We start from the raw sequence: 24,695 nt of genomic DNA, 5'->3' as shown, positions 1-24,695 counted from the left end.
GCAATGGTTTTTGATCTTGCATTCATCTGGGCTGGGCTGATTGCCTTCGCCGTCTTGACCTATGTGGTCCTTGACGGTTTCGATCTTGGTATCGGTATTCTGTTCCCGTTCGGAAAATCTGAACGGGACAGAGATCTGATGATGAATTCTGTCGCCCCCGTTTGGGACGGCAACGAAACCTGGCTGGTTCTGGGGGGCGGTGGCCTCTTTGCGGTCTTCCCTCTGGCCTACGCCATCGTGATGCCCGCGCTTTACATGCCGATTACTTTGATGCTGCTGGCTCTGGTATTTCGAGGCGTGTCCTTTGAATACCGCTGGCGGACTGAAAGGAAGGGGCTGTGGGATGCCGCTTTTTTCGGTGGATCTTTTGTTGCCGCGTTGTGTCAGGGGATCGCCCTCGGTGCGCTGGTGCAGGGCATTGAGATAGAAGGCCGTGCCTATGCCGGGGGATGGTTTGACTGGCTCACGCCATTCTCGGTGCTCACTGGTCTTGCTGTCGTAATCGGTTACGCGCTGCTCGGTGCAACTTGGCTGGTGTTGAAAACCGAAGACGATCTGCGGGTTCAAATGCGCGGTTATGCGTGGTGGCTTGGGGCTGCAACGCTTGGCGTTATCGGTGTCGTCAGCATTCTTACGCCGTTTCAGGATCCGGTGTATTTCGATCGCTGGTTCAATCTACCCGGAAGCCTCTGGTCCATGATTGTGCCTGTGCTGATGGTTGCCCTGACGTGGTCGTTCTTTACGGGCCTCAACGATCAAAATGATGTACGCCCATTCCTGTCCGCGCTTGGCTTCTTTGTTGTCAGCTTCATCGGCATTGGGATCAGCTTCTTTCCAATGATGGTGCCGCCATCTCTGACGATCTGGCAGGCCGCAGCCCCTGACAGCAGCCTTGCGTTTGCATTGGTCGGTGCTGTCATCTTGATCCCGATCATCCTCGCCTACACGGCTTACGCCTACTGGGTGTTTCGGGGCAAAATGGACCCGTCAGAGGGGTATCACTGATGACACGTCCTCTGCTTCGCAAATGGGTCTGGTTTGTTGGATTGTGGATCGCCAGCGTCGTGGCGCTGGCGACGGTGGCAATGCTTATTCGGGCCGTCATACTTTGAATCGCAGGTATCTAAGGCAATTACTACTATAGTGCAGTCCGTTGAAGGGATGCCCGCAGCATGCATGGAATTACCGTTAGCAGCCTCGTAGCCGGTCTCATGACCGCGGATAGGCTTAACTGGTCCTGATCGGCAATAGTGTTTCGCGAAGGACGAACGACATCCCGCTGGCGTTCCCCAAGGTTTTCTGGTTTCGGACTGCTGCTTTGGTAACGCGAGCTTCAATGCAGCAACGAGTGAGCTGCGAAAGCCGTAAGATGCGACGTCAGCAATGGCCGCTGTTGCAAAGGCCGCAAAGTCCGTGACTTGATCCATGTCCGCTCCACTTCCGCTGCGCGAAGCACGAATGACTGGTTCCGCCGCTGCATGACCGTACGCATCATCGAGCACTTGCAGAGATTTTTGCGCTGCGAGCACATGCAGCAAAAAATGAAGACTTCCGCTGTGGGCTCAGTCCGGTCATCTTTTGCAGCTCGACCGTATGTCCGGTCCGGATTGGCGGACGGCAGTTGCCGTCCGCCAACATGGTTCAAATGTCGATTTGCTCGGCGATGCTCAGCGCATCTTCAAGTTCGACACCAAGGTATCTGACGGTGCTGTCGACCTTTGTATGGCCAAGAAGCAGTTGGACAGCACGCAGGTTCCCGGTTTTCCGGTAGATCTCCGCCGCCTTGGTCCGGCGCAGGGAATGGGTGCCGTATCCGCTGGGTTCCAATCCAATCGCTGTCACCCAATCGCGGACAAGTCGACCATACTGACGCGTTGAGATATGGGGCCGGTCGTGGAAACGGCTCGGAAACATGAAGCGGCAGCCGATCATCTCAGGTGATTTGACCCACGCGAGAACCGTATCTCGGGTGTTTTCCGTCAGCTCGAACTGAACTGGCTTCCTGGTTTTGCTCTGGATCACCGAAACCCGTTCCCGGACGCGATTGTCTTTGACCAAATCGGCCACAGCGAGTTTGACTAGGTCGCATCCTCTGAGCTTGCTATCAATCGCCACGTTGAACAGGGGCAGGTCGCGACGATAGCCCGCAAGTTCGAGCCGCGCGCGTATGGCCCAGACCTGTTTGGGAAGCAGCGGTCGTTTCTGGCCAATGATCCGGCCCTTGTTCCAGGCTCTGCGTTTCGGGGTGACGGCGGGAAGTTGAACTCTTGGCATGGTTTGCCCTCCAATCCTCCCGCCAAGCCCAGACATCAGCACCGCGCTGACGTCTATAGACTACCGTGGGCCTGAATGGTCGCTGCCCGACGAGATTTACTTTGGGTATCGCCGCAGACGCATTGGACTGGTCTGAGCCCAAAACGGCGCATGCTGCATCGTGCACGAATGTCTGAGCTAGAGAACGACGAGCAAAATTGACCGTTTTTTGCCACATGTTTTGGCAGAGGGTTATGTCCTTGAGGTCGACGCTGCAGATAAGATTAAGCAACCGCCCGCCAAAGCCCAGTTCTTGACGAAAATGGACATCTGCCAAAGATCAGACGGTACAAAATGAAAAACGCTGGTCACGAGACAGTACAAAGCTAGCGCCCAGCCAATTGGTCTTAGATACTTGCCCGCAATCAGAAGGCTTGCAGCCAACGCGTTGAACGCGAGCACAGGCCAGATAAGCCAATCCGGCAGTCCAAAGCCCGTTAACAGTCCTTGTGCAGGATCGGGATTAGTTGTTTTTTGTGCAGCCCCGGCGACAAACAAGATCGCGAGAAGATATCGTCCGGCGACCCATTCAAATCGATTGGTCATTCCGCAGCGACAAAGGCCAGGCTGAGGCCATTCAGACAGTGCCGTTTGCCGGTTGGCTCTGGTCCGTCATCGAAGATATGACCCAGATGGCTGCCGCACCGACGGCAATGGACCTCGGTCCGTACCTGGAAGATGAACTTTCGATCTTCTTTCGTGCCAACAGCGTTCGGCAAGCTTTCAAAGAAGCTGGGCCAGCCGGTGCCGCTGTCGTATTTTGCGGCTGCGCTATAGACTGGGAGATCGCATCCACGACACTGGAAAGTGCCAGAACGCGTCTCGTCGTTCAGGGGGTTGGTGTAGGGTCGTTCAGTCTCTTCCTCGCGCAAAACAAGGTACTCATTCTCGCTCAGGCGAGCGCGCCATTCGGCGTCACTGCGACAAATATCGAAGCCACATGACGCGGCTTGAAGTGGCTGGGCTGCCATGGCGGCACCAGTGGTTAACAAAAATGCTCTTCGGTTCATGCGTCACCTCTTTTGGAAATACCCGAATGAGCCAGCCAAGGGTGTAGGCTGGCTCATCCGGACGGTCCTGCCCGAATTATTTCGGAACAAGAACGGCGTTGATGACGTGGATTACACCATTCGACTGATCGACATCTGCGATTGTCACGAGGCTGGCGTTGCCGCTTTCATCATAAATGTAGACCTTGTTGCCTTTGACCTGTGCCGACAGAGCGTCGCCCGAGACAGCATTGAAGTGGTAAAAGCCATCGGAAGATGCGCGCGCCTGACGTGCGATCTCTGCAGCGGACCAATCACCGGCCACTACATGGGCAGTCAGGACCTTGACCAGCATGTCTTTGTTTTCGGGTTGGAGGAGTGTATCCACTGTTCCCGCAGGCAGAGCGGCGAAGGCATCGTTCACAGGTGCAAAGACCGTGAAGGGGCCGGGACCTTGCATCGTCTCGACCAGGCCAGCAGCCTGGACAGCGGCGACCAGTGTCGTGTGATCGGCTGAGTTCACTGCATTTTCCACGATGTTCTTGGTTTCGAACATCGGCGCGCCACCCACCATCGGGTTCTCGGCGTATGCTGCCGTTGCGATGGTCAGTGCTGTAACGGCGGTGGCCAGTTTGGTTACGATCTTCATTTGCAAGTCTCCTCTCATAGTTGCCCGCGATCCTTTGCGGTTAAGAGGAGCCACGGCGTGATGCCTGGAAGAGTTTCAGCCCGCCTGAAATAAATCTGCGTCGAAGAATTCATCGGTTGCCAGAATGGCCCCAGTGGGCGCGCCCGTTGGTGAACCACCAGTCGGTTCATCAGAGACAGCGAGAACTCCGCCTTCGATCAAAGCGGCGACCTCCGGTGTGATCTCAAAAAGGCTTTCCTGATCAGCAGGGATCACTCCAAGGGAAACGGGCGCATCCGCGCCTGCGCCAATCACCCAAAGTTCGAAATCCCGTCCTGCCTCAGGCATGCCCTGCTCAGGGATCACTTTGAACAAATTGCCGTTCGGGGCGTACCCTGCCTCAATATGTACCGCGCCATCTTCTGAAATCAGTGTGGCGTGCAGCGTTGGGTCAAACACCGGGCCGCGCAACATGGGGCTCAGCGCAAGGAATGCAACGACGGCCAGTGCAGCCAGTGCAGGGAAAGCCAACCAATTCCAGGACCAGCCGCGCCGTGCGCTTGTCTTCTCGCCACTCAACTCGGCGATAAGTCTGGTTCTGACAGATGGCGACGGTGTTTCATCAGGCACCTCGTCGGCCAGTGCTGCGAACTCTGCCTCCCAGAACAGCACATGCGCCCGAAGGTCTGGCTCAACCTGAAGCCGCGCTTCGAATGCCTGTTCTGCGTCCGCGTCCAGCAGGCGCAAGACGTATTCAGCGGCAAGCGCCTCGTCTTCCGGTATGTCCTGTTGGTCACTCATCGCGAAAGGCACTCCTTCAAAGATATCAGACTGCGACGCAGCCAGGTTCGCATCGTGTTCAACGGCACATCGAAGCGGTCCGCAAGCGCTTGGTAGGTCGCGCCGTCGAGATAGGCAGCGCGGACAGCATCGGCTCGGTCTGGCGGCAGCTCCTCGAAGCAGGCGCTGATCCGCCGCTGCTCTGACGCGGCGATACTCGCAGCCTCAGGGCCAGGGCGCTTCTCGACAAGCTCGCCTACGCTGTCGAGGTCGACATGGTTTCTCTTCTTTTCGCGCAACCGGTCAATCGACAAGTTCCGCGCAACGGTGATAAGCCATGTCATCGGCGAGTGACCGGTTACTGCGTATCTGTCTGCCTTGGCCCAAATTCGAAGATACACATCCTGGAGTGCATCTTCGGCTTCCGTCCTGCTCTTCAAGACACGAAGGCAGACACTAAAAAGTTTCCCGCTTGTGGCATCATAGAGCGCAGCCAGCGCGGCCCTGTCGCCAAGCGCGACCTTGCCGATCAACTCTTCAATGTCGCTGCGGTCTGTCATCTGTGCCTTAAGCCATTTAAATAGCGATCTTTCTTCACCTATTTGACAGAAACGGCCCCGAACGACAATCACTTGCCGCCGGGGCCATCCTGAACAGGTACCGATCAACTCATTACCCAATCGTCACAGGCTACATACCGAGCGATGCCGCGAAGCCTGTAATACCACCCATGCCAAGATCGGCCTTCATCGTCGCTGCGCCGGTTTCGAGGTCGATTTCATAGAGCCCTGCGGACGCAGCGCTTTCCATTTGCAGGATGGCGAGCGCCATGTTCTCTCCCTCAGCGGCGGACACGATGTCAAAGCCACCCATCGGGGCCAGATCGACCTCTGCGCCATCAACGGTGATCCTGCCGATGGTTTCCAGCGTGCCTGCGTTGTTCGCCAGGCTGACCAGCGTGTCAGTTTCGGCATCCAGCGCATACTGGAACGTATCGCCCGCAGTCTCGCCATTGATCGCATTCGTATAGGCATTGGCGAAGATCATCGGCGCTGTGCCCGCCATGGAGTCGCCCTCGGCATAGGCCAGGTCAGTAAAGCGGCGCACAGAACCGGCACGCTCGTCATCATCGCCGAAGCCTTCGGGGAAGTAGACGAGGTTGTCGCCATCCGATGTCACGGCACGCACAGCGTCGATCTTGTTGTTGAAATCAAAGGCGACCATCTTGCCGTCGCCAATCATCGCATCATCCATGAACTTGGCACCGAGATCGGTCATTTCTCCGGACATCGGATCAATCGTCGCGATCATGCCATCCGAGAAGCCAAGCAACTCGCCGGTCACCGGACGCCAGGCAATCGCCTTCAGCGGAGACGCGAGGCTATAGGTCATAACCTCACCAGGCGCGTTCACATCGCTCATCACGACCAGCGTTGCGCCATCATCGGCAAGGGCATACCCGGAAACCGCCGCATGTCCTGCCGCAAATGCCGGGCTGGCAGTAAGAGCAATCAGAGACGTCACAAGAGCTTGGGTTTTCATCGTTTTTCCTTTCGATCTAATCGTATCGCGCACGTTTTTCGTTGCGCTTCATCAGCAGCCACGAAAGACAAAACTTAAAAGTTTCAGTCCCATCGAAAAAAAATTGTACGGCAATGATGCCAAGACCAAAGCACAACCGCGGAAAAGACTCATACATTTATGCTCGGTGAAAAACGATCGTTTTTGTCAGGTCAATTTTACGAATGCAGACCTTGGCGCATCCGCAGCAAATTCAACTTTTGTCCCGCGATCGGTGTTGTCAGAAGGAATTTGGTTGAGGCGGGCAGGGCGGTTTCGTAGCCTCTGGCCATGCCGAAGCGTGATCCATTCAAGTACTTCCATAGCAGCCCGGAAATTATCCGCTTGGCGGTCATGATGTACGTTCGTTTCCCCTTGTCGCTGCGGAATGTCGAAGATCTGCTGCACGAGCGCGGTATTGATGTAAGCCACGAGACGATCCGTTTCTGGTGGAACAGATTTGGTCCGATGTTCGCGTCAGTAATCCGGCGTCGTCGGGCGGAAAGACTGCGATCCGGGCGGCAATGGTAGTGGCATGTCGACGAGGTTTTCGTGAGGATCAACGGCGAACGTCACTACATGTGGCGCGCTGTTGATCACGAAGGCGAAGTTCTGGAAGCCGTGGTAACGAAACGTCGAAACAAGCGAGCCGCTCTGAAATTCCTCAGAAAATTGATGCGGCGCTACGGTCGGCCGGAAGTTCTGGTGACGGACCGCCTCCCTTCGTACGGTGCGGCGTTGCGGGAGGTTGGAGCGGCCGATCTGCAGCATACAGGCCGTTGGTTGAACAATCGGGTTGAGAATTCGCACCTGCCATTCCGACGAAGAGAACGGGCCATGCAGCGCTTCCGGCGCATGCGAAGTTTGCAGAAGTTCGCAGCCGTTCATTCCTCCGTTTACAACCATTTCAACCAGGAGCGCCACCTCTACACCCGCGAAAACTTCAAGCTGATCCGCAACGCCGCTCTCGCCGAGTGGCGTCAGCTCTGTTCCGCCTAAGTTCCGGTGGTTATTGGGAAACTGAGACTGGATAGAATCTGTCTGACAGCACCGCCACTTGATTTTGGTCCATACGCGCGCAGCCTTAAGTATCGCCGGTCAAAGCCCGCTCAGGAGCGATCCACCTGCAGGGCGGCTGTGATAAGGTTCAGGAATGCGACGCGGCTGTCATCGTCCAATCCCGCCAATATGTCATCTTGCAGATCGCTTACCACCGGCAAAACCTTGTCGAACAGGGCGGTGCCTGCGTCGGTCAAGCGTACCTCGCGCGCGCGGCGGTCTCTTTTGCTGACGACACGGGCGACCAGCCCCTTTTTTTCCAACCGGTCGATCACGCCACCAATTGTGGCGCGATCATACGCGATGAGCGTTGCAATATGGGCCTGGTCGACACCCGGGTTGGCCTGAATCGCATCCAGCGCGGCGAACTGAACGGGGGTCAGGTCCACGCCTGCTTGTTGCAGCTTGGATGAAAAGACCTGCGTAGATCGTTGATGCAAGCGCCGGATCAGGTGTCCGGCCATTCCGGTTGCGTTCATTTTGACCTTTTATCTTGCCGGTGTCATCGCCGCAGTTTCCCGCAAGGGTGGGGAAGATGCAATAAGGTATGTGTGCATATTATTGTTGCCTCGGCCAGATAATAAGTATACATACTAAATTCGAGTGATGCATGTGATGGAATTTTTGGGGGAGGATAAGATGCAATATTACCTTGATGGCTTTCGCGGCGGTGATCCGGACGTCAAAAATGCGGCCCCCAACCGAAGGGACAGGTCGGACCAGGCGCCATTGCCCGAAAAGGTTGATGTTCTGATTGCCGGTACCGGGCCGGCGGGGCTTTGTCTTGCGGCGCAGCTTTCGCAGTTCCCGGAAATCGATACGATGATCGTCGAGCAGGCCCCGTGCAACATCAACAAGGGCAAGGCCGATGGGATCAATACCCGAACGATGGAGATGTTCCAGGCCTTTGGGATTGCCGAGACAATCAAACGGGAAAGTTATTGGGTCAATCAGACCAGTTTCTGGATGCCGGACCCTGACAACCCGCAGAATATCAAGCGTATAGGGCGGGTGCAGGATGTCGAGGATGACTCGTCTGAAATGCCGCATATCCTGATCAACCAGGCCCGGTTGCATCAGCTTTTCTTGAACGTGATGGCAAATTCGCCAGCGCGCCTTGCGCCAGATTACAATTGGTCCGTCAAAGATGTGCAGGTTGACACAAGCACGGATGAGTTTCCGGTTTCCGTCACCCTTGAAGACACAGGTGTGGACTGGGGCCAGACCCGCACGGTGCGGGCTAATTATGTCGTGGGCTGTGACGGCGCGCGTTCCAACGTGCGCCGGGCCATTGGCGGGTCGTTGCACGGGGACGCCGCGCATCAGGCCTGGGGCGTCATGGACATTCTGGCAAACACCGACTTCCCTGATGTGCGCCAGAAATGTCTGATCACATCCGCCAACGAGGGGAATGTCCTTATCCTGCCGCGCGAAGGGGGCTACTTGTTCCGCATGTATGTTGAACTGGACAAGCTGCGCGAAGACGAACGGGTGGCCGAGCGGCAGTTGAACCAGGTCGATATGATTGCGGCGGCCAACCGGATCATGAACCCCTACACGATCGACGTGAAAGAAGTCGTCTGGTGGTCCATCTACGAGATCGGGCACCGCATGACAGACCGTTTTGACGATGTTCCAGAAGACCAGGCCGAAACGCGCACGCCCCGCGTCTTTTTGGCCGGAGATGCCTGCCACACCCACAGCCCCAAGGCAGGGCAGGGGATGAATGTATCGATGCAGGATGCGTTCAACCTTGGCTGGAAACTGGCGCATGTATTGCAGGGGCGCTGCGATCGACGCCTGTTGCATTCCTATTCCGCCGAACGGTGGGTCGAGGCGAAACGGCTGGTCGAAACCGATCACGCCTGGGCGCGTATCATGTCGGCCCCTCCGGGTCAAAGCGCCCTGGATACCGGGGATGAGCCGCGTTTTGTCCGTGCCTTCAAGGACAACCTTGAATTCACCGGCGGTCTGGCCGTGAAATATGATCAATCCACCCTGGTCGGCGCGCCCACGCATCAGGCCCTGGCCGCGGGGCAGGTGATCGGAAAACGCTTTCATTCCGCGCCCGTGGTGCGGGTTTCGGATGCCAGGCAGATGCAATTGGGACATGCCGCCCTGGCGGATGGGCGGTGGCGAATTTATGCCTTTTCCGGCAAGGACCACCAGCCAGTGTACGATCTGGCCACATGGATGCAGCAGCATCCGGCGTCACCGGTGGTGAAATTCCGGCAAGGGCAAGAGGATGTTGATGCGCTGATCGACCTGCGTGTCGTGTTTCAGGAGACATTCGACCAACTGGACTACGAAAACATGCCCCCGCAGTTGAAGCCGACCAAAGGCAAGCTTGGGCTGCAGGACCACGAAAAGGTCTTTTGCGTCGATCACAAGGGGGTGGGCGACATATATGAGATGCGAAAAATCGACAGGGTCGCTGGGTGCATGATCGTTGTCCGCCCCGACCAGTATATCGCCCATATCCTGCCATTGGACGACCGGAACAGCCTGTCCGACTTTTTCGAGAGCGTCTTCAAGTAATCCGGGCACGCCGTTGGGGCACCGTTCCGGGTGCTTGACGCGGCAGCTGTCAACGCCAGAACAAGCCGCGGTCAAACAGGTCCGGGGCCGCACATCTTTCACATTTCTGCCCCCGGCGCGTGCCTCATGCGCCGGGTGATTTTGCGCATCTGGGCCCGAATTCACCTGGGCGATGTACGGATCTTTGGTGGACACTGATTGGAGGGGATGTAATAACATAACGAATCATGAGGCACCCAAGGTTTTCTTTGGGCCTGCCGCATCAAGCCGCCCCGGCCAATCGCAAGAGGAGCTATTCAATGATCAACGAACGCCTGCCCGTAACAGTTCTTTCCGGCTTTCTGGGGGCTGGCAAGACCACCTTGTTGAACCGTGTCCTGAACAACCGTGAAGGACGCAGGGTGGCGGTGATCGTCAACGATATGTCCGAGGTGAACATCGATGCCGACCTGGTGCGCGCGGATACCGAGTTGTCGCGGACGGACGAGACACTGGTTGAAATGTCGAACGGCTGTATCTGTTGCACGCTGCGCGACGACCTTTTGGACGAGGTTCGCCGACTGGCGGCCGAGGGGCGCTTTGATTACCTGCTCATCGAATCGACCGGGATTTCCGAGCCGCTGCCCGTTGCTGCGACTTTTGACTTTCGGGATGAAAATGGTCAAAGCCTGTCGGATGTTTCGCGGCTGGATACAATGGTCACCATTGTCGATGCGGTGAACCTGCTGCAGGATTATTCCAGCCATGACTACCTGCATGACAGGGGGGAAACACTGGGTGACGAAGACGACCGCACGCTGGTGCATCTGCTGACGGACCAGATCGAATTCGCAGACGTGGTGATCTTGAACAAGGTGTCAGACGCTGGCTCCGACCGTGTCGACGCGGCCCGCAAAATTATCCGCAGCCTGAATTCGGATGCGCGGATCATTGAGGCCGATTTTGCAGATGTCGCGTCTGACGCTGTACTGGATACGGGGCTGTTCGATTTTGAAAAGGCGCATGAACATCCCATGTGGGCCAAGGAACTTTATGGGTTTGCCGACCATGTTCCCGAGACCGAGGAATACGGCATCGCCAGTTATGTTTATCGCGCGCGGCAACCTTTTGTTCCAGAACGGGTTTTTGATGTTCTCAATGGCGATCTTCCGGGTGTTATCCGGGCCAAGGGACATTTCTGGATCGCGACGCGCCCAGATTGGGTGGCCGAGTTTTCACTGGCGGGCGCATTGTCTTCGGTAAAGCCGCTTGGAACCTGGTGGGCGACTGTCCCTGAGGATCGCCGACCGGATCACGAGGCTGCACAGGCCTATATGAAAGCCCATTGGCAAGAGCCCTGGGGCGACCGTCGGCAAGAGATCGTGTTCATCGGCAGTGGGATTGACTGGCCCTTGCTCAAGGCGCGGCTGGATGCGGCCTTGTTGTCGGGGGGGGATGCGACCCGGCCCGAGGACTTGCCGGTTTTGCCTGACCCGTTCCCAACATGGCGTCGTGCCGAGCAGGCCGCATGATGATGCAGCGCAAGGTGCTTAGGGATGCGGCGGTTGGTGTCGCCGTCGCCGAAACGCCGCATGACTTGAAGGCGATCACACAACCAGCCTGCGCTGCCGCCATCTGGCGGCGAAGCCCTTTGGCAAGCTTCCAGTCCTGGGTTGACGGCCTGCCAGTGGATCATTTGCCGCGCGGACGGGTGATCGTGCGCCCGGACATGGTGCGCGCGGCTGTCCTGTCGATGTGCGATGCAGCGCAGACCCCTGTGGGCGAAGAACGCGACCGTCTGGCGGATGATGTTGCGGCGCTTGCAGCGGTATTTTCGGATCTGATGCGTGCCAGGTGGTTGCGGCTGCGTATGGATGTCGTGACGACAAATGCCTGTCGCCGGTTTCACGTCGACGCCGTAACCGCGCGGCTTGTCTGCACCTATCGGGGGACAGGAACGCAATATGGCATCTCGACCGACGGCCAAGAGCCGCGGCGCGTCTTTACCACTCCGACGGGGGCGCCGATCCTGTTGCGCGGGACCTTGTGGCCCGGCGACATGGCATCGGGCCTGCTGCATCGTTCTCCGCCGATCGAGGGCACGGGCGAGGCGCGCCTGCTGCTGGTCCTTGATCCAGTTGCCGATCCTGATTCCGAATGCGACCCCGTGCAGATGCATTGACCCACGCATATCCGCACGACCCCACGGCGACAGTCCGCAAGCGGCGGAGATCAAACAAGAACGCGTGCCGCAGACACGCTTCCACCCGCTAGGTCCAATAGGCCGGGGCGGCAACTTGTCCGCCCCTGGGGTGGTCTGGTGGACTATCCCGGGGGCAGGGCGTAATGGGGGGCAGGATTTCCTTTTTGGGGAAGTATGCCATGAATGATCGGCTCAGGCGATATGTCCCGGTGCTGGATTGGGGCCGCGACTACGACCGCAGAACCTTTTCCAATGATCTGGTTGCGGCGGTGATCGTGACGATCATGCTGATCCCGCAATCGCTTGCCTATGCGTTGCTGGCGGGTTTGCCGCCCGAGGCCGGCATCTATGCCTCGATCGCGCCGATCCTTCTATACGCCATTTTCGGTTCAAGCCGCGTTCTGGCCGTTGGCCCGGTGGCGGTCGTGTCGCTGCTTACGGCGTCGGCCGTGGGCCAGGTGGCCGATCAGGGCGCCGCCGGGTATGCCGTGGCCGCCCTGACACTGGCCTTTCTGTCGGGCGCTTTCCTGATGCTGATGGGCATTTTGCGTCTTGGGTTTCTTGCAAATTTCCTGAGCCACCCGGTCATCGCCGGTTTCATTACCGCCTCTGGTATCCTTATCGCGACCAGCCAGTTGAAGCACATTCTGGGGATCAGCGCCCACGGGCACACCTTGCCCCAAATGCTGAACTCGATTTCCCAGCATCTGAGCGAGGTCAACGGAACGACCATGTTCATCGGCGTTGCGGCAACGGGTTTTCTGTTTTGGGTGCGCAGATCGCTCAAACCCCTGGTGATCAGGCTTGGTGCACCGCCGCTGGTGGCGGATGTCATGACCAAGGCGGGCCCTGTTCTGGCTGTTGTCACCACGACTGTCGCCGTCTGGATGTTTGGGCTGGACAAGCAGGGTGTGCGGATCGTCGGCGAAGTCCCTCAGGCCCTGCCGCCCTTGACGCTGCCGGGATTTGCGCCGGATCTGATCAATGCGCTTTTGGTGCCTGCGATCCTGATTTCGATCATCGGGTTTGTCGAGTCCGTCTCGGTCGCTCAGACGCTGGCGGCAAAGAAACGGCAGCGCATCGACCCGGATCAGGAACTGATTGGCCTGGGCGCTGCAAATATCGGGGCCGCCTTTACCGGTGGCTATCCGGTCACCGGCGGGTTCGCGCGTTCGGTCGTGAATTTTGACGCCGGTGCCGAAACCCCGGCCGCGGGGGCCTTCACCGCCCTTGGCCTGACCATTGCGGCCGTGGCGCTGACGCCGCTGGTCTATTACCTGCCCAACGCCACGCTGGCCGCCACGATTATCGTGGCGGTTCTCAGCCTGGTGGACCTGTCGATCCTGAAAAAGACATGGGCCTATTCGCGGGCCGATTTCCTGGCGGTGTCGGCGACGATCCTTCTGACGCTGGGCCTTGGGGTCGAGGTGGGGGTCGCCTCGGGCGTTGCTATCTCGGTCCTGTTGCATCTGTACAAGACCTCGCGCCCCCATGTCGCCGAAGTCGGTCTGGTGCCGGGCACGCAGCATTTTCGCAATGTCTTGCGCCACGCGGTCGAAACCGACCCCGCGCTGTTGACGCTCAGGGTGGATGAAAGCCTGTATTTCGTGAATGCCCGGTTTCTTGAGGAGTTGATTCAGCGCCGCGTGACCGAGGGCTGCGCAATCCGCAACGTTGTCTTGATGTTTTCCGCCGTGAACGAGGTCGATTTTTCGGCGCTGGAAAGCCTTGAGGCGATCAATCGCCGACTTGGGGACATGCAGGTCGGTCTGTCCTTGTCCGAGGTGAAAGGTCCGGTAATGGACCGGCTGCAACGATCCCATTTCATCAAGGACCTGAACGGAAAGGTTTATCTGTCGCAACATGACGCCTGGTTGGACCTGGTCAGCGCCCCGGTCACGCCCGCGCCCGACACTGTGGGTGCCGATGCCTGAGATGGGTGCCCTTGGCCTGACCTGAACATCAAGGATGTTCACCCTTGCCTGGAGGATCTGTGCTATGATGATCCCGAGGATATCAGGCAGGAGAATTTTCAGGTGATGTTGAATTCGCTTCGCTTTGGCTGTGCTGTCCTTTTGGGGATTGCCCTGACCGGAACGATGCCCGCTCGGTCCGATGCGCAACCACGCGATGTACCGGGGTGGCTGCAAAAACATGTTGGCACAGGCGACGGTCAGATTGCGCCGGTAGTCCTGCAGCGGGCGCGCGACCTATATCGGGCCAAGGTCCGGCAGGGGAAGGTTTCGAACCCGTGCTACCTTGCCAAGGATGCGACGCGTCCAAGCACATCGGCCAATGGCGCTCCGGGGCGCAGGTTCTATGTCATCTGCGAATCCAGCAAGACCTTTCGCGCGGTGTCATCGGGCTATGGAAACGGGCGCAAACTGAGCCGGGCGAATTTTGCAAACGGGCGGCAATGCGCCAGGAACTTCAGCAACGCCGAGGGCTCGAAGCTGACGGCTGGCGGGGCCTATATCACGGCCGAAACGCGGACATCGTTCAAGGGATACTATAACCAGTCGGGCAAGCGGCAGCCCTTTTACCGCACATTCTTGCTGTATGATGGCGAAGGCGAAACGAAAAACGCGCGCGAGCGGGCCATTGGGGGGCATCCCGCCGTCTTTTTGAAATGGCAATGCCGGTTCAAGAACCCGCAAAGCGCCCATGCCGATGCCGAAGGGTATGTGCCTTATGGGCGGTTGGTGAACTATACCGGCGGGCGCAGCAATGGCTGTACCACCTGGTCCGAGGACGCATCAGAAGACATCCTGGCCCTGGTCGAGGGCAACCCGACAACCCTGTATATCTACCCCGAGTCCCGGGACATCAATGCCGTTGCAAAGGCGGTTGGAAAGCAACGTGGGCTTGCCAAGGCCGGGCTTTACTGGAACGCGGCCTGCCTGCGGGCGATCGGGGCCCCCAAATTCTGGCCCAAACGTACCCTGCAGCCCATCATAAACGAATGGCGGCAGTCCTTGCCGAAACAGCCGCCCCTTGTCTTGCCCATTTGCAAGTGACACCGGGGCGCTATGACCGGGCCCATCGTCATTTGGTGGCTTCGTGGTGGGTCGGCGCCCTAGCCGGACCGCGCCGCAGCCCCTGCGCCCTGGGTTGCATATTCGGCCAGTGCGGCCTCGCATCCATGCTGCCAGATCATCTCCAGCCACCTGCAAAACGGTTCCGAGAACTGTTTGGCCTGTTCAAGGTCGCCGTATATCCCGTTTTGGCTCAACCATTTTTCCGGGTCGTGGCGGGCCGCGCTTGCGGCGCTGGCAAGATCGTTCCAGATCGGATCGTTTGCTTCGATCTTTGTGCCATTTTCGCGGGTGCCGGCGCACATGCGCGCCCAAAGCGCCTCGACAAGGGCAAGACCTTCGACCGAGCGACCTGCCGCAAGCTGATCCCTTAGGACGGGCAGAACAAACCCGGTGTGGCGGGCCGATCCGTCAAAGGCGACACGGCGCGTGGTGTCGACAATGCGTGGATTCGAGAACCGGGATTCGATCAGGCTGATATATTCAGACGGGGTCTTGCCGGGCACCGGTGCAACCGTCGGCGCGATCTCGGTTCTGAGAACCTGGCCAAAGAATGGCCGGATCAGCGGGTGTTCCATGCATTGCGAAATCGTATCGAGCGCCAGGATCTCGCCTGCATTGGCCAAAACCTGGTGACCGGCATTCAGGATGCGGATTTTCATGGTCTCAAACGCGTGGACATCGTCCGAGAATGTCGCGCCCACCGCGTCCCAGTCGGGGCGGCCTGCGCAGAACCTGTCTTCGATGACCCATTGGCGAAAGGCCTCGTGGGTGACGACGGCCGTGTCGTTGATGCCGAATTGCGTGGCCAGGGCCAGCTCGTTCGGACCGGTCGCAGGGGCGATGCAATCCACCATCGAGTTCGGAAAGGTCGCGTTGTCGTCGATCCAGTCCGCAAGGTCCGGGTCCGACAGTCTGGCCAATGAGGTCACGGCCTGATGCAGGATATGCCCATTGCCCTGCAGATTGTCGCAGCTCAGCCCCGTGAACGCGCCCAGCCCCGCAGCACGGCGCAGCCGCAGGGCGGCGACCATGGCACCGAAGGCCGTGCGCGGCCTGTCGGGGTAGGCCGCGTCGAACTGGATGTCAGGGTGGCTGGCGTCGAACCCCTTGGTGACCGGGTCGATGTAATACCCGCTTTCGGTCACTGTCATGGCCACGATACGGATGGCGGGATCGGCCATTTGGCGGATCAGGGATCCGTTGCCTTCCTCGATCGGCAAGTAGTCGATCATCGATCCGATGACCTCGGCCGATACATCTTGCGGATCAAGCTGGATCAGTGTTGTCAGGCAATCCTGCGCCAAAAGCTTTTCACGCATGGCGGCATCATAGGGTCGGACGCCCGCGCCGATGATCGCCCAGTCGCGCGCTTTGCCGTCCTGCATCAGGCGGTGCAGGTACCAGGCCTGATGCGCCCGGTGAAAATTGCCGACACCGATATGCACGATGCCCGGTGTCAGCCCGTTGCGGTCATATCTGGGGCGTTCGACGGCAAGTTGATCGAGCGTTGCATTCGAAAGTGAGATCAGCTCATCCATTGTCCACCATCCACGTTGTAGGTCTGAGCGACGATGTAATCCGCGGCATCGCTGGCCAGAAAAACGGCCATGCCGGTCAGATCACCTGGTGTCCCCATGCGCCCATAGGGGACCGCTGCTCCGACTTCTTGTTTCTTTTGGCCGGGGGCCTTGTTTTCATATCGTGCAAAAAAGGCGTCGACGCCGTCCCAGTGGGCGCCATCGACGACGCCGGGCGAGATTGCGTTCACGTTGATGCCGTGTTTGATCAGGTCCAGCCCGGCGGATTGCGTCAGGCTGATGACGGCGGCCTTGCTGGCGCAATAGACGGCCACCAGGGGTTCACCACGCCGACCGGCCTGGCTGGCCATGTTGATGATTTTGCCGCCTTTCCCGCGTGCAATCATATGGCGGGCGACGGCCTGCATCGTGAAAAGCGTGCCGGCGACATTGATATCAAAGACCTGTTGATAGGCATCGCGGTCGATCTCGACGATCGGGGCCGCGGTAAACAGCGCGGCATTGTTGATCAGGATGTCGATCTGCCCGAATTCCGAAATTGTCTGGCCCACGGCCTGGCTGATGCTGTCGGGGTCTGTGACATCCATTGCAATGGCAAGCGCGTTGGCGCCCAGTTCGTCCGCCGTTTGGCGCGCCTTGGCGATATTGATGTCGGCAATGGCGACGCGGGCACCCTCGGCGATGTAAGCCTGCGCAAAGGCCCGCCCAATCCCTTGGGCGGCGCCGGTAATCAGGGCTGTTTTGCCAGCCAGTTGCATCAGCCGATCCTCAGGCCCTGAGCATCGAACTTGTGCAGCTTGTCCATTTGCGGCGTCAGATAGATCGTGTCGCCGTGCTTAGCCTGGATGTCGCCGGTAATCCGCACCGTGACCAGATCACCAAGGCCGGTTTCATGCACATGGATGAACGTGTCCGAGCCCAGATGCTCGGCGACACCGACGACGCCCTTCCACATTCCTTCCGTCTTGCTGACATCGGTATGTTCCGGGCGGATGCCGATGGTTGCGGCGCCGTGCCTTTCGGCCTCGGTCCCCTTGATCAGGTTCATCTTGGGCGAGCCGATAAAGCCCGCAACAAATTCGTTGCGCGGGGTATGGTAAAGCTCGAGCGGAGACCCGACCTGTTCCACGATGCCTGCGCGCAGAACGACGATCTTGTCGGCCATGGTCATCGCCTCGACCTGGTCATGGGTCACATAGATCATGGTCGTCTTCAGCCGTTCATGCAGCTCGCTGATCTCCAGCCGCATGCCCACGCGCAGGGCCGCATCCAGGTTGGAGAGCGGCTCGTCAAACAGGAAGGCCGCCGGTTCGCGGACAATGGCCCGCCCGATGGCAACCCGCTGACGCTGACCGCCCGACAACTGGCCCGGACGGCGGTCCAGGTAATCGGTAAGGTTCAGCGCCTTGGCGGCGCTGTCGATCCTGCGGTTCTGTTCGGCCTCGTCGATCCCGGCCATTTTCATCGGAAACGCGATGTTCTTGCGCACCGACATATGCGGGTAAAGGGCATAGGATTGGAACACCATTGCCAGACCACGCTTGGCCGGGGGCACGTTCGTGGCGTCGTTGCCGTCGATCTCGATATGACCGGTGGTGATGTCCTCAAGGCCCGCGATCAGCCGCAGCAGCGTTGACTTGCCACACCCCGAAGGGCCGACGAACACGGTGAACTCTCCATCTTCGATCGTGAGATCAAGGGGCGGGATGACTTCGACTTCTCCGAAGCGCTTGGTCACCTGGTTGAGTTTGATTTGTCCCATTGGTCAAGTTCCTTATTTGACTGCGCCGAAAGTCAGGCCGCTGACAAGTTGCTTCTGGCTGAACCAGCCAAGAATGAGGATGGGCGCGATGGCCATGGTCGAGGCCGCGCTGAGTTTGGCAAAGAACAAGCCTTCGGGGCTTGAATAGCTGGCGATGAAGGCCGTCAGGGGGGCCGCATTGACCGCCGTCAGGTTCAGCGTCCAGAACGCCTCGTTCCAGGCCAGGATAAAGTTCAACAGCAGCGTCGATGCGATGCCGGGAACCGCCATGGGGGTGAGAACATAAAGGATCTCTTCCTTCAGTGTCGCCCCGTCCATCCGGGCCGCTTCAAGAATTTCGCCCGGAATTTCCCTGAAATAGGTGTAGAGCATCCAGACGATGATCGGCAGGTTCATCAGCATCAGCACGATGACCAGCCCGGTCCGGGTGTCCAGAATCCCCAGTTTGATGAAGATCAGGTAGATCGGATACAGAACGCCAACCGCGGGCAGCATCTTTGTGGACAGCATCCACAACAGGATGTCCTTGGTGCGCTTGGATGGCACAAAGGCCATCGACCAGGCGGCAGGTACGGCGACCAGAATGCCAAGCAGGGTGGACCCGCCCGCGATGATGACCGAATTCCACAAGAACCGCATGTAGTTCGAGCGTTCCATTACCACCGCGTAGTTTTCCAGCGTCCAGTCAAAGGCCAGGAAAACCGGCGGATCGGCAATGGCCTGGGCTTCGGTCTTGAAGCTGGTCAGGATCGTCCACAGGATCGGGAAGAAGATCAGCAGACCGATGCCCCATGCGGCGGCGGTATTGATGATTTTGCGTTGTTGAGTAACTGCGCGGGCCATGATGTCCTCCTCACGCGTCCAGGTTCTTGCCGACCGCGCGCATCAGGAAGATGGCCACGATATTGGCGAGAATGATTGCATAGACACCACCGGCCGAGCCGAGGCCTACGTTCTGGCTTTCGAGTACCCGCTGGAAGATCAGGTAGGTCAGTGTCCGCGTTCCGAATGCGCCACCGGTGGTGACGAAAATCTCGGCGAAAACCGCCAGCAGGAAGATGGTCTGGATCAGCACCACAACCGTGATGGCGCGCCCCAGGTGGGGCAGGGTGATATAGCCGAAACGCTTGAGCGGGGGCGCCCCGTCCATTTCCGCCGCTTCCAGCTGTTCGCTGTCGAGCGATTGAATGGCGGTCAGCAGGATGAGCGTAGCAAAGGGCAGCCACTGCCACGAGACAATCATCACGATCGACGGCAGCGATGCCTGGCTCAGCCATTCTATCGGCGTTGCGCCAAAGAACTTCCACAGATGGGCCAAAAGACCGTTCACGGGGTCCATGAACATGTTCTTCCACACCAGCGCGGATACGGTTGGCATCACGAAAAAGGGCGCGATGACCAGGATGCGCACCACGCCTTGCCCCCACATCGGCTGGTTCAGCAGGATGGCAAGCAGGACGCCGAAAACAACCGTGATCAGCAAGACGCCACCAACGATGGTCAGCGTCGCAACGACGGATGGCCAGAAGGCGCTTGAGCTGACAAAGCGGACGTAGTTTTCAAAACCGACCCAACCAAGATCGCCACCGCGCAGGGGAAGGTATTTCTTGAACGAAAACATCAGGGTCATGATCAGCGGGACAAGCATCCAGCCAAGAAGCAAGACGACTGCTGGCGCCATCATAAGCCGAGCCGCTGATCGGGAATGTTGAGTTGCCATTTGGCATACCTCCTCTGTTGATCGCCCGTGGGCCATCATAAACGGAGCTGCAATTTAATGAGAATGGGGTTCCCCCGGGGGCGCGTTGGCGCCCCCGGGGCAGCGAGTGGCCGTTTAACGGTAGCCTGCGGCTTCCATGGCGTCGTTGGTCAGGGCCTGGGCTTTGGTCAGGGCCTCGTCCACGCTTTGCTGACCGGCATAGACTGCCGAGAATTCCTGGCTCACCTCGGTGGCGATGCCGGCGAATTCGGGGATGGCCGCGAATTGCACGCCCACATAGGGCACCGGGTCGACGGTCGGGTTCTGCGGGTCAGCCGACAGGATCGAATCCAGGGTCATCTGTGCAAAGGGAACCGCCTGATAGTTCGGGTTCTCGTACAGCGAGGTGCGCGCACCCGGAGGGACGTTGGCCCAGCCTTCGTTCTCGGCAACCAGTTCGATATAGTCTTTCGAGGTCGCCCATTCGATGAACTGCTTTGCCGCAGCTTCTTTTTGGGTGCCGCCCGGAATGGCCAGGGCCCATGCCCACAACCAGTTCGCGTTCTTGCCTAGTCCGTTGTTTGGTGCCAGCGCGAAGCCGACCTTGTCAGCGACTTCGGAATCGTTGGGGTTGGTTACGAAAGATGCGGCGACGGTCGCGTCAATCCACATGCCGCATTTGCCTTGCTGGAACAGCGACAGGTTTTCGTTGAAGCCGTTGGTCGCGTAACCCGCAGGGCCGGATTCCGACATCATGCCGACATAGAATTCCAGCGTGTCTTTCCAGGGCTGGGTGTCGAATTGCGCGTTCCAGTCCTCGTCAAACCAGCGGGCACCGAAAGAGTTGGACATCGCGGTAATGAACGCACCACCTTCACCCCAACCGGCTTTGCCACGCAGGCAGATGCCGTTGATGTCGTTGTCGCGGTCGGTCATGGCGGCAGCCGCTTCGCGGATGAATTCCCAGGTCGGAGATGTGGGCATCTCAAGCCCGGCTTTTTCCATCAGGTCGGTGCGGTACATGATCATCGAGCTTTCGCCGTAGAACGGAGCCGCATAAAGCGTGCCGTCATGGCTCAGGCCGCCGGCCATCGCGGGCAGGATGTCATCCACATCATATTCCTCGGACAGGTCGTCAAGCGGGACCAGCCAGCCATTTGCGCCCCAGATCGGCGTTTCATACATGCCGATCGTCATGATGTCGAAAGAACCGCCCTTGGCTGCGATGTCGGTGGTGACACGCTGGCGCAGAACGTTTTCTTCAAGTGTGACCCACTCGACCGTGTGCCCGGTCTTGTCGGTGAAGTCCTGGGTCAGGCCCTGCATGCGGATCATGTCGCCATTGTTCACGGTCGCGATGACGAGGTTCTCTGCCAACGCGCCGCCGGCTGTGACAAGCGTCATCGCCGTTGCTGCGCATAGTGCTGATTTGAAAGACATCCTGAATTTTCCTCCTCGTTGGATGATGGAAGAAGCTTAATCTTCGGGACTACGCGAAGTCAATTAAAAATTGACGCGCGTAAAGAAAAAACAAAACGGGTGCCTTTTTATAGGGTTAGGCAGAGTCGCGCATGATCAATCGCCCTTCGAACAGTGTTTCCTGACGCTGCGCCAGGCGTTCTTCGCTTTCCAATATCCCGAACAGGGTGCCCACGGCACGATTCGCAATCGCCTCATAGTCCTGGGCGATGGTCGTCAGCGGCGGGCATGTGAACCGCGAGAATGGATGGTCGTCATGCCCGGCAATGCGAATGTGGCATCCCGCCCCCTGTCCGACGCGAAAGCCCAACCCATAGGCGGCAGACAGCATCCCGATCGCAAGCCGGTCATTGCTGCACAGAACGGTATTGGTGGGGAACGCGTTTTCAGACAGGAAGCGCCCGCCCTCATAGCGGCCTATTTCCTCGAAATTCCATCCTTCGCCGTTTGCCTGGAAGATGTGCGGTTTTTGCCCGTGCCGTTCCATACTTTCGATATAGGCCGCCCTGCGCTTGTTGGCGTTCGGGTTGGTTGGGTATTTCATCTCGAAGAAACAGGGGGGTTCGCCGCTGCGGCACAGATACTCGACCATCAGGTCGACGCTTTGGGAATTGTTGGTACCCACGAAAGCCTGCCCGATATCGCTCATGTTGGCGTCGAATAAAACCAGCGGAAAATCCGCATCAAAGGCTTTGATCGCGTCGCCTTCCGACAGGCGGCCAAAAGGGGCCAGCAACACACCGGCGGCCTTGAGTGACCGCAACGAGGCCAGGTTGGTCTTTTCCATATCCGGCCGCCCGTGCGAGCTCAGCAAAATCGGGCTGTAACCGGAATCGATGCAGGCAAGTTCGACGCGCCGCGCGATTTCCGAGAAAAACGGGTCGGCCAGGTTTGGCACCACGACGCCGATATTCTTGGTCTTTCGCCGGTTCTGGTTCATCGCGAAAACATTCGGGCTATAGTCGTATTCCTCCAACGCCGCTTCGATCTTTTTGCGGGTCGAGGCGCGCACACTGCCGGGATCGTTGAAATATTTCGATACGGTTGGCCGGGAAATGCCGCTGACCGCGGCGAACTCTTCCATGTTTCGAATTTTGCGAGATGTCATTTTTGTCGTACCGAAGTTTAAAAATTGCGCGCGAAAACTTTTGTTAAAAAATCTATGTAAATTTTGGGCGATGTCAAGCAGGGATCGGCCAGTGCCTTGCGGGGGCATCTGCAAGCTGAACAGGAAAGCGGCAAACGTGGCTGTTGAACCGGTCCAAGGCCGCACGCACAGTATTCGAAGTCTGAAATCGCGGCTATACAGGTTGGAAAGCTGTTGATCGATTTGACAAATGAGACTTAACCGCCTCGGGAAACAAGCCTTGCCAAGAGAATGCGGAAACTGTCGTCTTTCGCTGCTAGGGTTCGGGTGCCCGCTGTGGTCGCAACAACCGGGGCGGCGCGGTTTTGAAACCAGTGTTTGGATAAAGAGGATTGGAACAGGAATATGACAACGTCGTACGCGACCGTTCAAACCGCACCCATTGACGGGCAGAAACCCGGCACGTCCGGGTTGCGAAAGAAGACCGCGGTTTTTCGCGCGCCGGGGTATCTTGAGAACTTTGTCCAATCGGTGTTTGACGGAACGGGTGGCGCTGCGGGGAAAACCTATGTGATCGGCGGGGACGGGCGGTTTTTCAATGCCGAAGCCGTAGACATCATCATTCGCATGGCCGCAGCCAATGGGGCCGCCCGGTTGATCGTCGGTCAGAACGGCCTGTTGTCCACGCCAGCCGTTTCGAACCTGATCCGAAAATATGGAACCGATGGCGGCATCATCCTGTCGGCCAGTCACAACCCAGGCGGGGAAACCGGCGATTTCGGGGTCAAGTTCAATGCGCCCAATGGCGGGCCTGCGCCGGAAGCGATCACCGACCGGATTTATGAGCAGACCCAGCGCATCACCGAATACAGGATCTCCGAAGACGTGGCGTGCCCCGTCGGGCAACCCGGTCGTTTCTCGGTGGGTAAGACCCTTGTCGACGTGATCGACCCCGTCGCCGACTACCAGGCGCTGATGCAGGAACTGTTTGATTTCGACGCCATCCGTGCCCTGTTCGCTGGTGGGTTCCGGATGTGTTTCGACGCCATGCATGCGGTGACAGGGCCCTATGCAAAACGTATCCTCGAAGACACGCTTGGCGCCCCGAAAGGAACGGTGATCAATGCCATTCCTTCCCTCGATTTCGGCGGAGGGCACCCGGACCCGAACCCGGTTTGGGCCAGCCAGTTGGTTGGTATCATGAACGGCCCCGACGCCCCGGATTTCGGGGCCGCCTCAGATGGGGATGGAGATCGCAATATGATCATGGGGCGCGGAACCTTCGTGACACCGTCGGACAGCCTGGCCCTGTTGACCGCCCATGCGCATCTGGCCCCGGCCTATGCCGGCAAGCTGGCAGGCGTTGCGCGATCCATGCCAACCAGCCAGGCCGTCGACCTTGTCGCAGAGCGACTGGCCATCCCGTGCTATGAAACGCCGACCGGCTGGAAATTCTTTGGCAACCTTCTGGACGCAGGCATGGCGACCTTGTGCGGCGAGGAAAGCGCGGGCACCGGTTCGGACCATATTCGCGAAAAAGACGGGCTTTGGGCCGTGTTGTTGTGGCTGAACATTCTGGCGCGTGACGGGCGGGATATCGTGCAGCTTCAGCAAGATCACTGGCGCAGCTTCGGGCGCAACTACTATGCGCGCCATGATTACGAGGAGATCCCGACCGAGATTGCCAATGCCCTGATGGACAGTTTGCGCGCAGGTCTGGCCGGGCTTGCCGGAACCGAAGCGGGATCGTTGCGTGTCGCTGCGGCTGACGAGTTTTCCTATGACGACCCGGTTGACCACAGCCTGACCGAAGGGCAGGGCGTGTGCATCTCGTTCGACGGCGGCGCGCGGGTGGTCCTGCGCCTGTCCGGAACCGGCACCCAGGGCGCGACGTTACGTGTTTACCTGGAACGGTACGTCGGGCAGGACGGCGATCATGGCATGGATGTTCGCGACGCGCTGGAACCGGTTCTGAGGGCGGCGGACAGCCTGGCCCGGATCAGTGAACGTACCGGGCGCGACAAGGCGGACGTGATCACATGA

Annotated in this window: 24 protein-coding genes and 1 pseudogene; 9 read left to right on the top strand and 16 right to left on the bottom strand. The window is 58.7% G+C overall.

The genetic code is table 11. The annotated features are described in order from the left end of the window. Positions 1–3: 3 nt before the first annotated feature. The gene (gene cydB / locus ACXAG8_RS05470) at positions 4–1,005 is read left to right on the top strand and encodes a cytochrome d ubiquinol oxidase subunit II (protein WP_475222752.1); all 1,002 of its coding nucleotides are present in this window, start codon (positions 4–6) and stop codon (positions 1,003–1,005) included. Next, positions 1,005–1,112: a DUF2474 family protein gene (locus ACXAG8_RS05465; protein WP_475222751.1), complete on the top strand. Its 108-nt coding sequence runs from the start codon at positions 1,005–1,007 to the stop codon at positions 1,110–1,112. Before cydB ends, ACXAG8_RS05465 begins: the two co-directional genes overlap by 1 nt. 529 nt (positions 1,113–1,641) lie before the next feature. Here the strand turns inward: ACXAG8_RS05465 and ACXAG8_RS05460 are convergent. The 8 genes from ACXAG8_RS05460 to ACXAG8_RS05425 all read right to left on the bottom strand — a co-directional run bounded on the left by ACXAG8_RS05460 (position 1,642) and on the right by ACXAG8_RS05425 (position 6,702). Beyond that, positions 1,642–2,274: a tyrosine-type recombinase/integrase gene (locus ACXAG8_RS05460; RefSeq protein ID WP_475223108.1), complete on the bottom strand. Its 633-nt coding sequence runs from the start codon at positions 2,272–2,274 to the stop codon at positions 1,642–1,644. 231 nt (positions 2,275–2,505) lie between these two features. Beyond that, the gene (locus ACXAG8_RS05455) at positions 2,506–2,859 is read right to left on the bottom strand and encodes a DoxX family protein (RefSeq protein ID WP_475222750.1); all 354 of its coding nucleotides are present in this window, start codon (positions 2,857–2,859) and stop codon (positions 2,506–2,508) included. Further along, on the bottom strand, positions 2,856–3,323 hold the full coding sequence (msrB, locus tag ACXAG8_RS05450; RefSeq protein ID WP_475222748.1) for a peptide-methionine (R)-S-oxide reductase MsrB: 468 nt from the start codon (positions 3,321–3,323) through the stop codon (positions 2,856–2,858). Before msrB ends, ACXAG8_RS05455 begins: the two co-directional genes overlap by 4 nt. Positions 3,324–3,399: 76 nt before the next feature. Then, the gene (locus tag ACXAG8_RS05445; RefSeq protein WP_475222746.1) at positions 3,400–3,951 is read right to left on the bottom strand and encodes a fasciclin domain-containing protein; all 552 of its coding nucleotides are present in this window, start codon (positions 3,949–3,951) and stop codon (positions 3,400–3,402) included. Between the two features lie 75 nt (positions 3,952–4,026). Then, positions 4,027–4,743, bottom strand: coding sequence for an anti-sigma factor (locus ACXAG8_RS05440; protein ID WP_475222744.1), 717 nt, complete (start codon positions 4,741–4,743; stop codon positions 4,027–4,029). Further along, positions 4,728–5,270: a sigma-70 family RNA polymerase sigma factor gene (locus ACXAG8_RS05435; RefSeq protein WP_475222742.1), complete on the bottom strand. Its 543-nt coding sequence runs from the start codon at positions 5,268–5,270 to the stop codon at positions 4,728–4,730. The genes ACXAG8_RS05440 and ACXAG8_RS05435 overlap by 16 nt, the downstream gene beginning before the upstream one ends. A 130-nt stretch (positions 5,271–5,400) precedes the next feature. Further along, the gene (locus ACXAG8_RS05430) at positions 5,401–6,252 is read right to left on the bottom strand and encodes a DUF4394 domain-containing protein (RefSeq protein ID WP_475222740.1); all 852 of its coding nucleotides are present in this window, start codon (positions 6,250–6,252) and stop codon (positions 5,401–5,403) included. Positions 6,253–6,438: 186 nt separating this feature from the next. Next, a complete protein-coding gene (locus ACXAG8_RS05425) occupies positions 6,439–6,702 on the bottom strand; it encodes a hypothetical protein (RefSeq protein WP_475223129.1) in 264 nt (87 codons plus the stop codon). Here ACXAG8_RS05425 and ACXAG8_RS05420 point away from each other — a divergent pair. Then, positions 6,625–7,269, top strand: a pseudogene (locus tag ACXAG8_RS05420) (IS6 family transposase). The gene ACXAG8_RS05425 and the pseudogene ACXAG8_RS05420 sit on opposite strands and share 78 nt — an antisense overlap. Before the next feature lie 110 nt (positions 7,270–7,379). On the opposite strand, the gene ACXAG8_RS05415 reads toward ACXAG8_RS05420, so the two are convergent. Continuing rightward, a complete protein-coding gene (locus ACXAG8_RS05415; protein ID WP_475222739.1) occupies positions 7,380–7,808 on the bottom strand; it encodes a MarR family winged helix-turn-helix transcriptional regulator in 429 nt (142 codons plus the stop codon). 160 nt (positions 7,809–7,968) lie between these two features. Between ACXAG8_RS05415 and ACXAG8_RS05410 the strand changes: the two genes are divergently transcribed. From ACXAG8_RS05410 to ACXAG8_RS05390, 5 genes are all read left to right on the top strand, one after another. Further along, on the top strand, positions 7,969–9,867 hold the full coding sequence (locus tag ACXAG8_RS05410; protein WP_475222738.1) for an FAD-dependent monooxygenase: 1,899 nt from the start codon (positions 7,969–7,971) through the stop codon (positions 9,865–9,867). Positions 9,868–10,166: 299 nt separating this feature from the next. Then, positions 10,167–11,378, top strand: a complete 1,212-nt coding sequence (locus ACXAG8_RS05405) for a GTP-binding protein (RefSeq protein ID WP_475222736.1) — start codon at positions 10,167–10,169, stop codon at positions 11,376–11,378. Beyond that, positions 11,351–12,028: a DUF1826 domain-containing protein gene (locus ACXAG8_RS05400; RefSeq protein WP_475222734.1), complete on the top strand. Its 678-nt coding sequence runs from the start codon at positions 11,351–11,353 to the stop codon at positions 12,026–12,028. Before ACXAG8_RS05405 ends, ACXAG8_RS05400 begins: the two co-directional genes overlap by 28 nt. A gap of 200 nt (positions 12,029–12,228) precedes the next feature. Beyond that, the gene (locus ACXAG8_RS05395; protein WP_475222732.1) at positions 12,229–13,983 is read left to right on the top strand and encodes a SulP family inorganic anion transporter; all 1,755 of its coding nucleotides are present in this window, start codon (positions 12,229–12,231) and stop codon (positions 13,981–13,983) included. Between the two features lie 105 nt (positions 13,984–14,088). Next, entirely contained in the window at positions 14,089–15,066 is a 978-nt protein-coding gene (locus tag ACXAG8_RS05390; RefSeq protein ID WP_475222730.1) for a hypothetical protein, read from the top strand. A 59-nt stretch (positions 15,067–15,125) separates the two neighbouring features. Here the strand turns inward: ACXAG8_RS05390 and ACXAG8_RS05385 are convergent, their stop codons facing one another. From ACXAG8_RS05385 to ACXAG8_RS05355, 7 genes are all read right to left on the bottom strand, one after another. Further along, positions 15,126–16,625 carry a mannitol dehydrogenase family protein gene (locus tag ACXAG8_RS05385; RefSeq protein ID WP_475222729.1) on the bottom strand — a complete coding sequence of 500 codons (1,500 nt, stop codon included), beginning with the start codon at positions 16,623–16,625 and terminating at the stop codon, positions 15,126–15,128. Further along, positions 16,613–17,386: an L-iditol 2-dehydrogenase gene (locus tag ACXAG8_RS05380; RefSeq protein WP_475223107.1), complete on the bottom strand. Its 774-nt coding sequence runs from the start codon at positions 17,384–17,386 to the stop codon at positions 16,613–16,615. Before ACXAG8_RS05380 ends, ACXAG8_RS05385 begins: the two co-directional genes overlap by 13 nt. Beyond that, entirely contained in the window at positions 17,383–18,387 is a 1,005-nt protein-coding gene (locus ACXAG8_RS05375; protein WP_475222728.1) for an ABC transporter ATP-binding protein, read from the bottom strand. Before ACXAG8_RS05375 ends, ACXAG8_RS05380 begins: the two co-directional genes overlap by 4 nt. A 12-nt stretch (positions 18,388–18,399) precedes the next feature. Then, entirely contained in the window at positions 18,400–19,230 is an 831-nt protein-coding gene (locus ACXAG8_RS05370; RefSeq protein ID WP_475222727.1) for a carbohydrate ABC transporter permease, read from the bottom strand. Positions 19,231–19,240: 10 nt separating this feature from the next. After that, positions 19,241–20,107: a carbohydrate ABC transporter permease gene (locus ACXAG8_RS05365; RefSeq protein WP_475222726.1), complete on the bottom strand. Its 867-nt coding sequence runs from the start codon at positions 20,105–20,107 to the stop codon at positions 19,241–19,243. A gap of 114 nt (positions 20,108–20,221) precedes the next feature. Further along, positions 20,222–21,526 carry an ABC transporter substrate-binding protein gene (locus ACXAG8_RS05360; RefSeq protein ID WP_475222725.1) on the bottom strand — a complete coding sequence of 435 codons (1,305 nt, stop codon included), beginning with the start codon at positions 21,524–21,526 and terminating at the stop codon, positions 20,222–20,224. A gap of 115 nt (positions 21,527–21,641) precedes the next feature. Then, the gene (locus ACXAG8_RS05355) at positions 21,642–22,673 is read right to left on the bottom strand and encodes a LacI family DNA-binding transcriptional regulator (RefSeq protein WP_475222724.1); all 1,032 of its coding nucleotides are present in this window, start codon (positions 22,671–22,673) and stop codon (positions 21,642–21,644) included. Between the two features lie 384 nt (positions 22,674–23,057). Between ACXAG8_RS05355 and ACXAG8_RS05350 the strand changes: the two genes are divergently transcribed. Beyond that, complete coding sequence (locus ACXAG8_RS05350) at positions 23,058–24,695, top strand: alpha-D-glucose phosphate-specific phosphoglucomutase (RefSeq protein WP_475222723.1); 1,638 nt, start codon at positions 23,058–23,060, stop codon at positions 24,693–24,695.

The organism is Ruegeria sp. ABD4_443 (assembly GCF_056160865.1).
Note: the sequence above shows the minus strand (reverse complement) of the source record. Positions and strands in the feature narration are given on the sequence as shown.

Excerpts from the sequence above, each read along its gene's own strand:
- ACXAG8_RS05430 (WP_475222740.1), bottom strand. The coding sequence starts at position 6,252 with ATGAAAACCCAAGCTCTTGTGACGTCTCTGATTGCTCTTACTGCCAGC.
- ACXAG8_RS05390 (WP_475222730.1), top strand. The coding sequence starts at position 14,089 with ATGTTGAATTCGCTTCGCTTTGGCTGTGCTGTCCTTTTGGGGATTGCC.
- ACXAG8_RS05350 (WP_475222723.1), top strand. The coding sequence starts at position 23,058 with ATGACAACGTCGTACGCGACCGTTCAAACCGCACCCATTGACGGGCAG.
- ACXAG8_RS05370 (WP_475222727.1), bottom strand. The coding sequence starts at position 19,230 with ATGGCCCGCGCAGTTACTCAACAACGCAAAATCATCAATACCGCCGCC.
- ACXAG8_RS05465 (WP_475222751.1), top strand. The coding sequence starts at position 1,005 with ATGACACGTCCTCTGCTTCGCAAATGGGTCTGGTTTGTTGGATTGTGG.
- ACXAG8_RS05360 (WP_475222725.1), bottom strand. The coding sequence starts at position 21,526 with ATGTCTTTCAAATCAGCACTATGCGCAGCAACGGCGATGACGCTTGTC.
- ACXAG8_RS05395 (WP_475222732.1), top strand. The coding sequence starts at position 12,229 with ATGAATGATCGGCTCAGGCGATATGTCCCGGTGCTGGATTGGGGCCGC.
- msrB (WP_475222748.1), bottom strand. The coding sequence starts at position 3,323 with ATGAACCGAAGAGCATTTTTGTTAACCACTGGTGCCGCCATGGCAGCC.
- ACXAG8_RS05375 (WP_475222728.1), bottom strand. The coding sequence starts at position 18,387 with ATGGGACAAATCAAACTCAACCAGGTGACCAAGCGCTTCGGAGAAGTC.
- ACXAG8_RS05405 (WP_475222736.1), top strand. The coding sequence starts at position 10,167 with ATGATCAACGAACGCCTGCCCGTAACAGTTCTTTCCGGCTTTCTGGGG.
- cydB (WP_475222752.1), top strand. The coding sequence starts at position 4 with ATGGTTTTTGATCTTGCATTCATCTGGGCTGGGCTGATTGCCTTCGCC.
- ACXAG8_RS05365 (WP_475222726.1), bottom strand. The coding sequence starts at position 20,107 with ATGGCAACTCAACATTCCCGATCAGCGGCTCGGCTTATGATGGCGCCA.
- ACXAG8_RS05400 (WP_475222734.1), top strand. The coding sequence starts at position 11,351 with ATGGCGTCGTGCCGAGCAGGCCGCATGATGATGCAGCGCAAGGTGCTT.
- ACXAG8_RS05460 (WP_475223108.1), bottom strand. The coding sequence starts at position 2,274 with ATGCCAAGAGTTCAACTTCCCGCCGTCACCCCGAAACGCAGAGCCTGG.
- ACXAG8_RS05435 (WP_475222742.1), bottom strand. The coding sequence starts at position 5,270 with ATGACAGACCGCAGCGACATTGAAGAGTTGATCGGCAAGGTCGCGCTT.
- ACXAG8_RS05385 (WP_475222729.1), bottom strand. The coding sequence starts at position 16,625 with ATGGATGAGCTGATCTCACTTTCGAATGCAACGCTCGATCAACTTGCC.
- ACXAG8_RS05445 (WP_475222746.1), bottom strand. The coding sequence starts at position 3,951 with ATGAAGATCGTAACCAAACTGGCCACCGCCGTTACAGCACTGACCATC.
- ACXAG8_RS05355 (WP_475222724.1), bottom strand. The coding sequence starts at position 22,673 with ATGACATCTCGCAAAATTCGAAACATGGAAGAGTTCGCCGCGGTCAGC.
- ACXAG8_RS05410 (WP_475222738.1), top strand. The coding sequence starts at position 7,969 with ATGCAATATTACCTTGATGGCTTTCGCGGCGGTGATCCGGACGTCAAA.
- ACXAG8_RS05455 (WP_475222750.1), bottom strand. The coding sequence starts at position 2,859 with ATGACCAATCGATTTGAATGGGTCGCCGGACGATATCTTCTCGCGATC.
- ACXAG8_RS05415 (WP_475222739.1), bottom strand. The coding sequence starts at position 7,808 with ATGAACGCAACCGGAATGGCCGGACACCTGATCCGGCGCTTGCATCAA.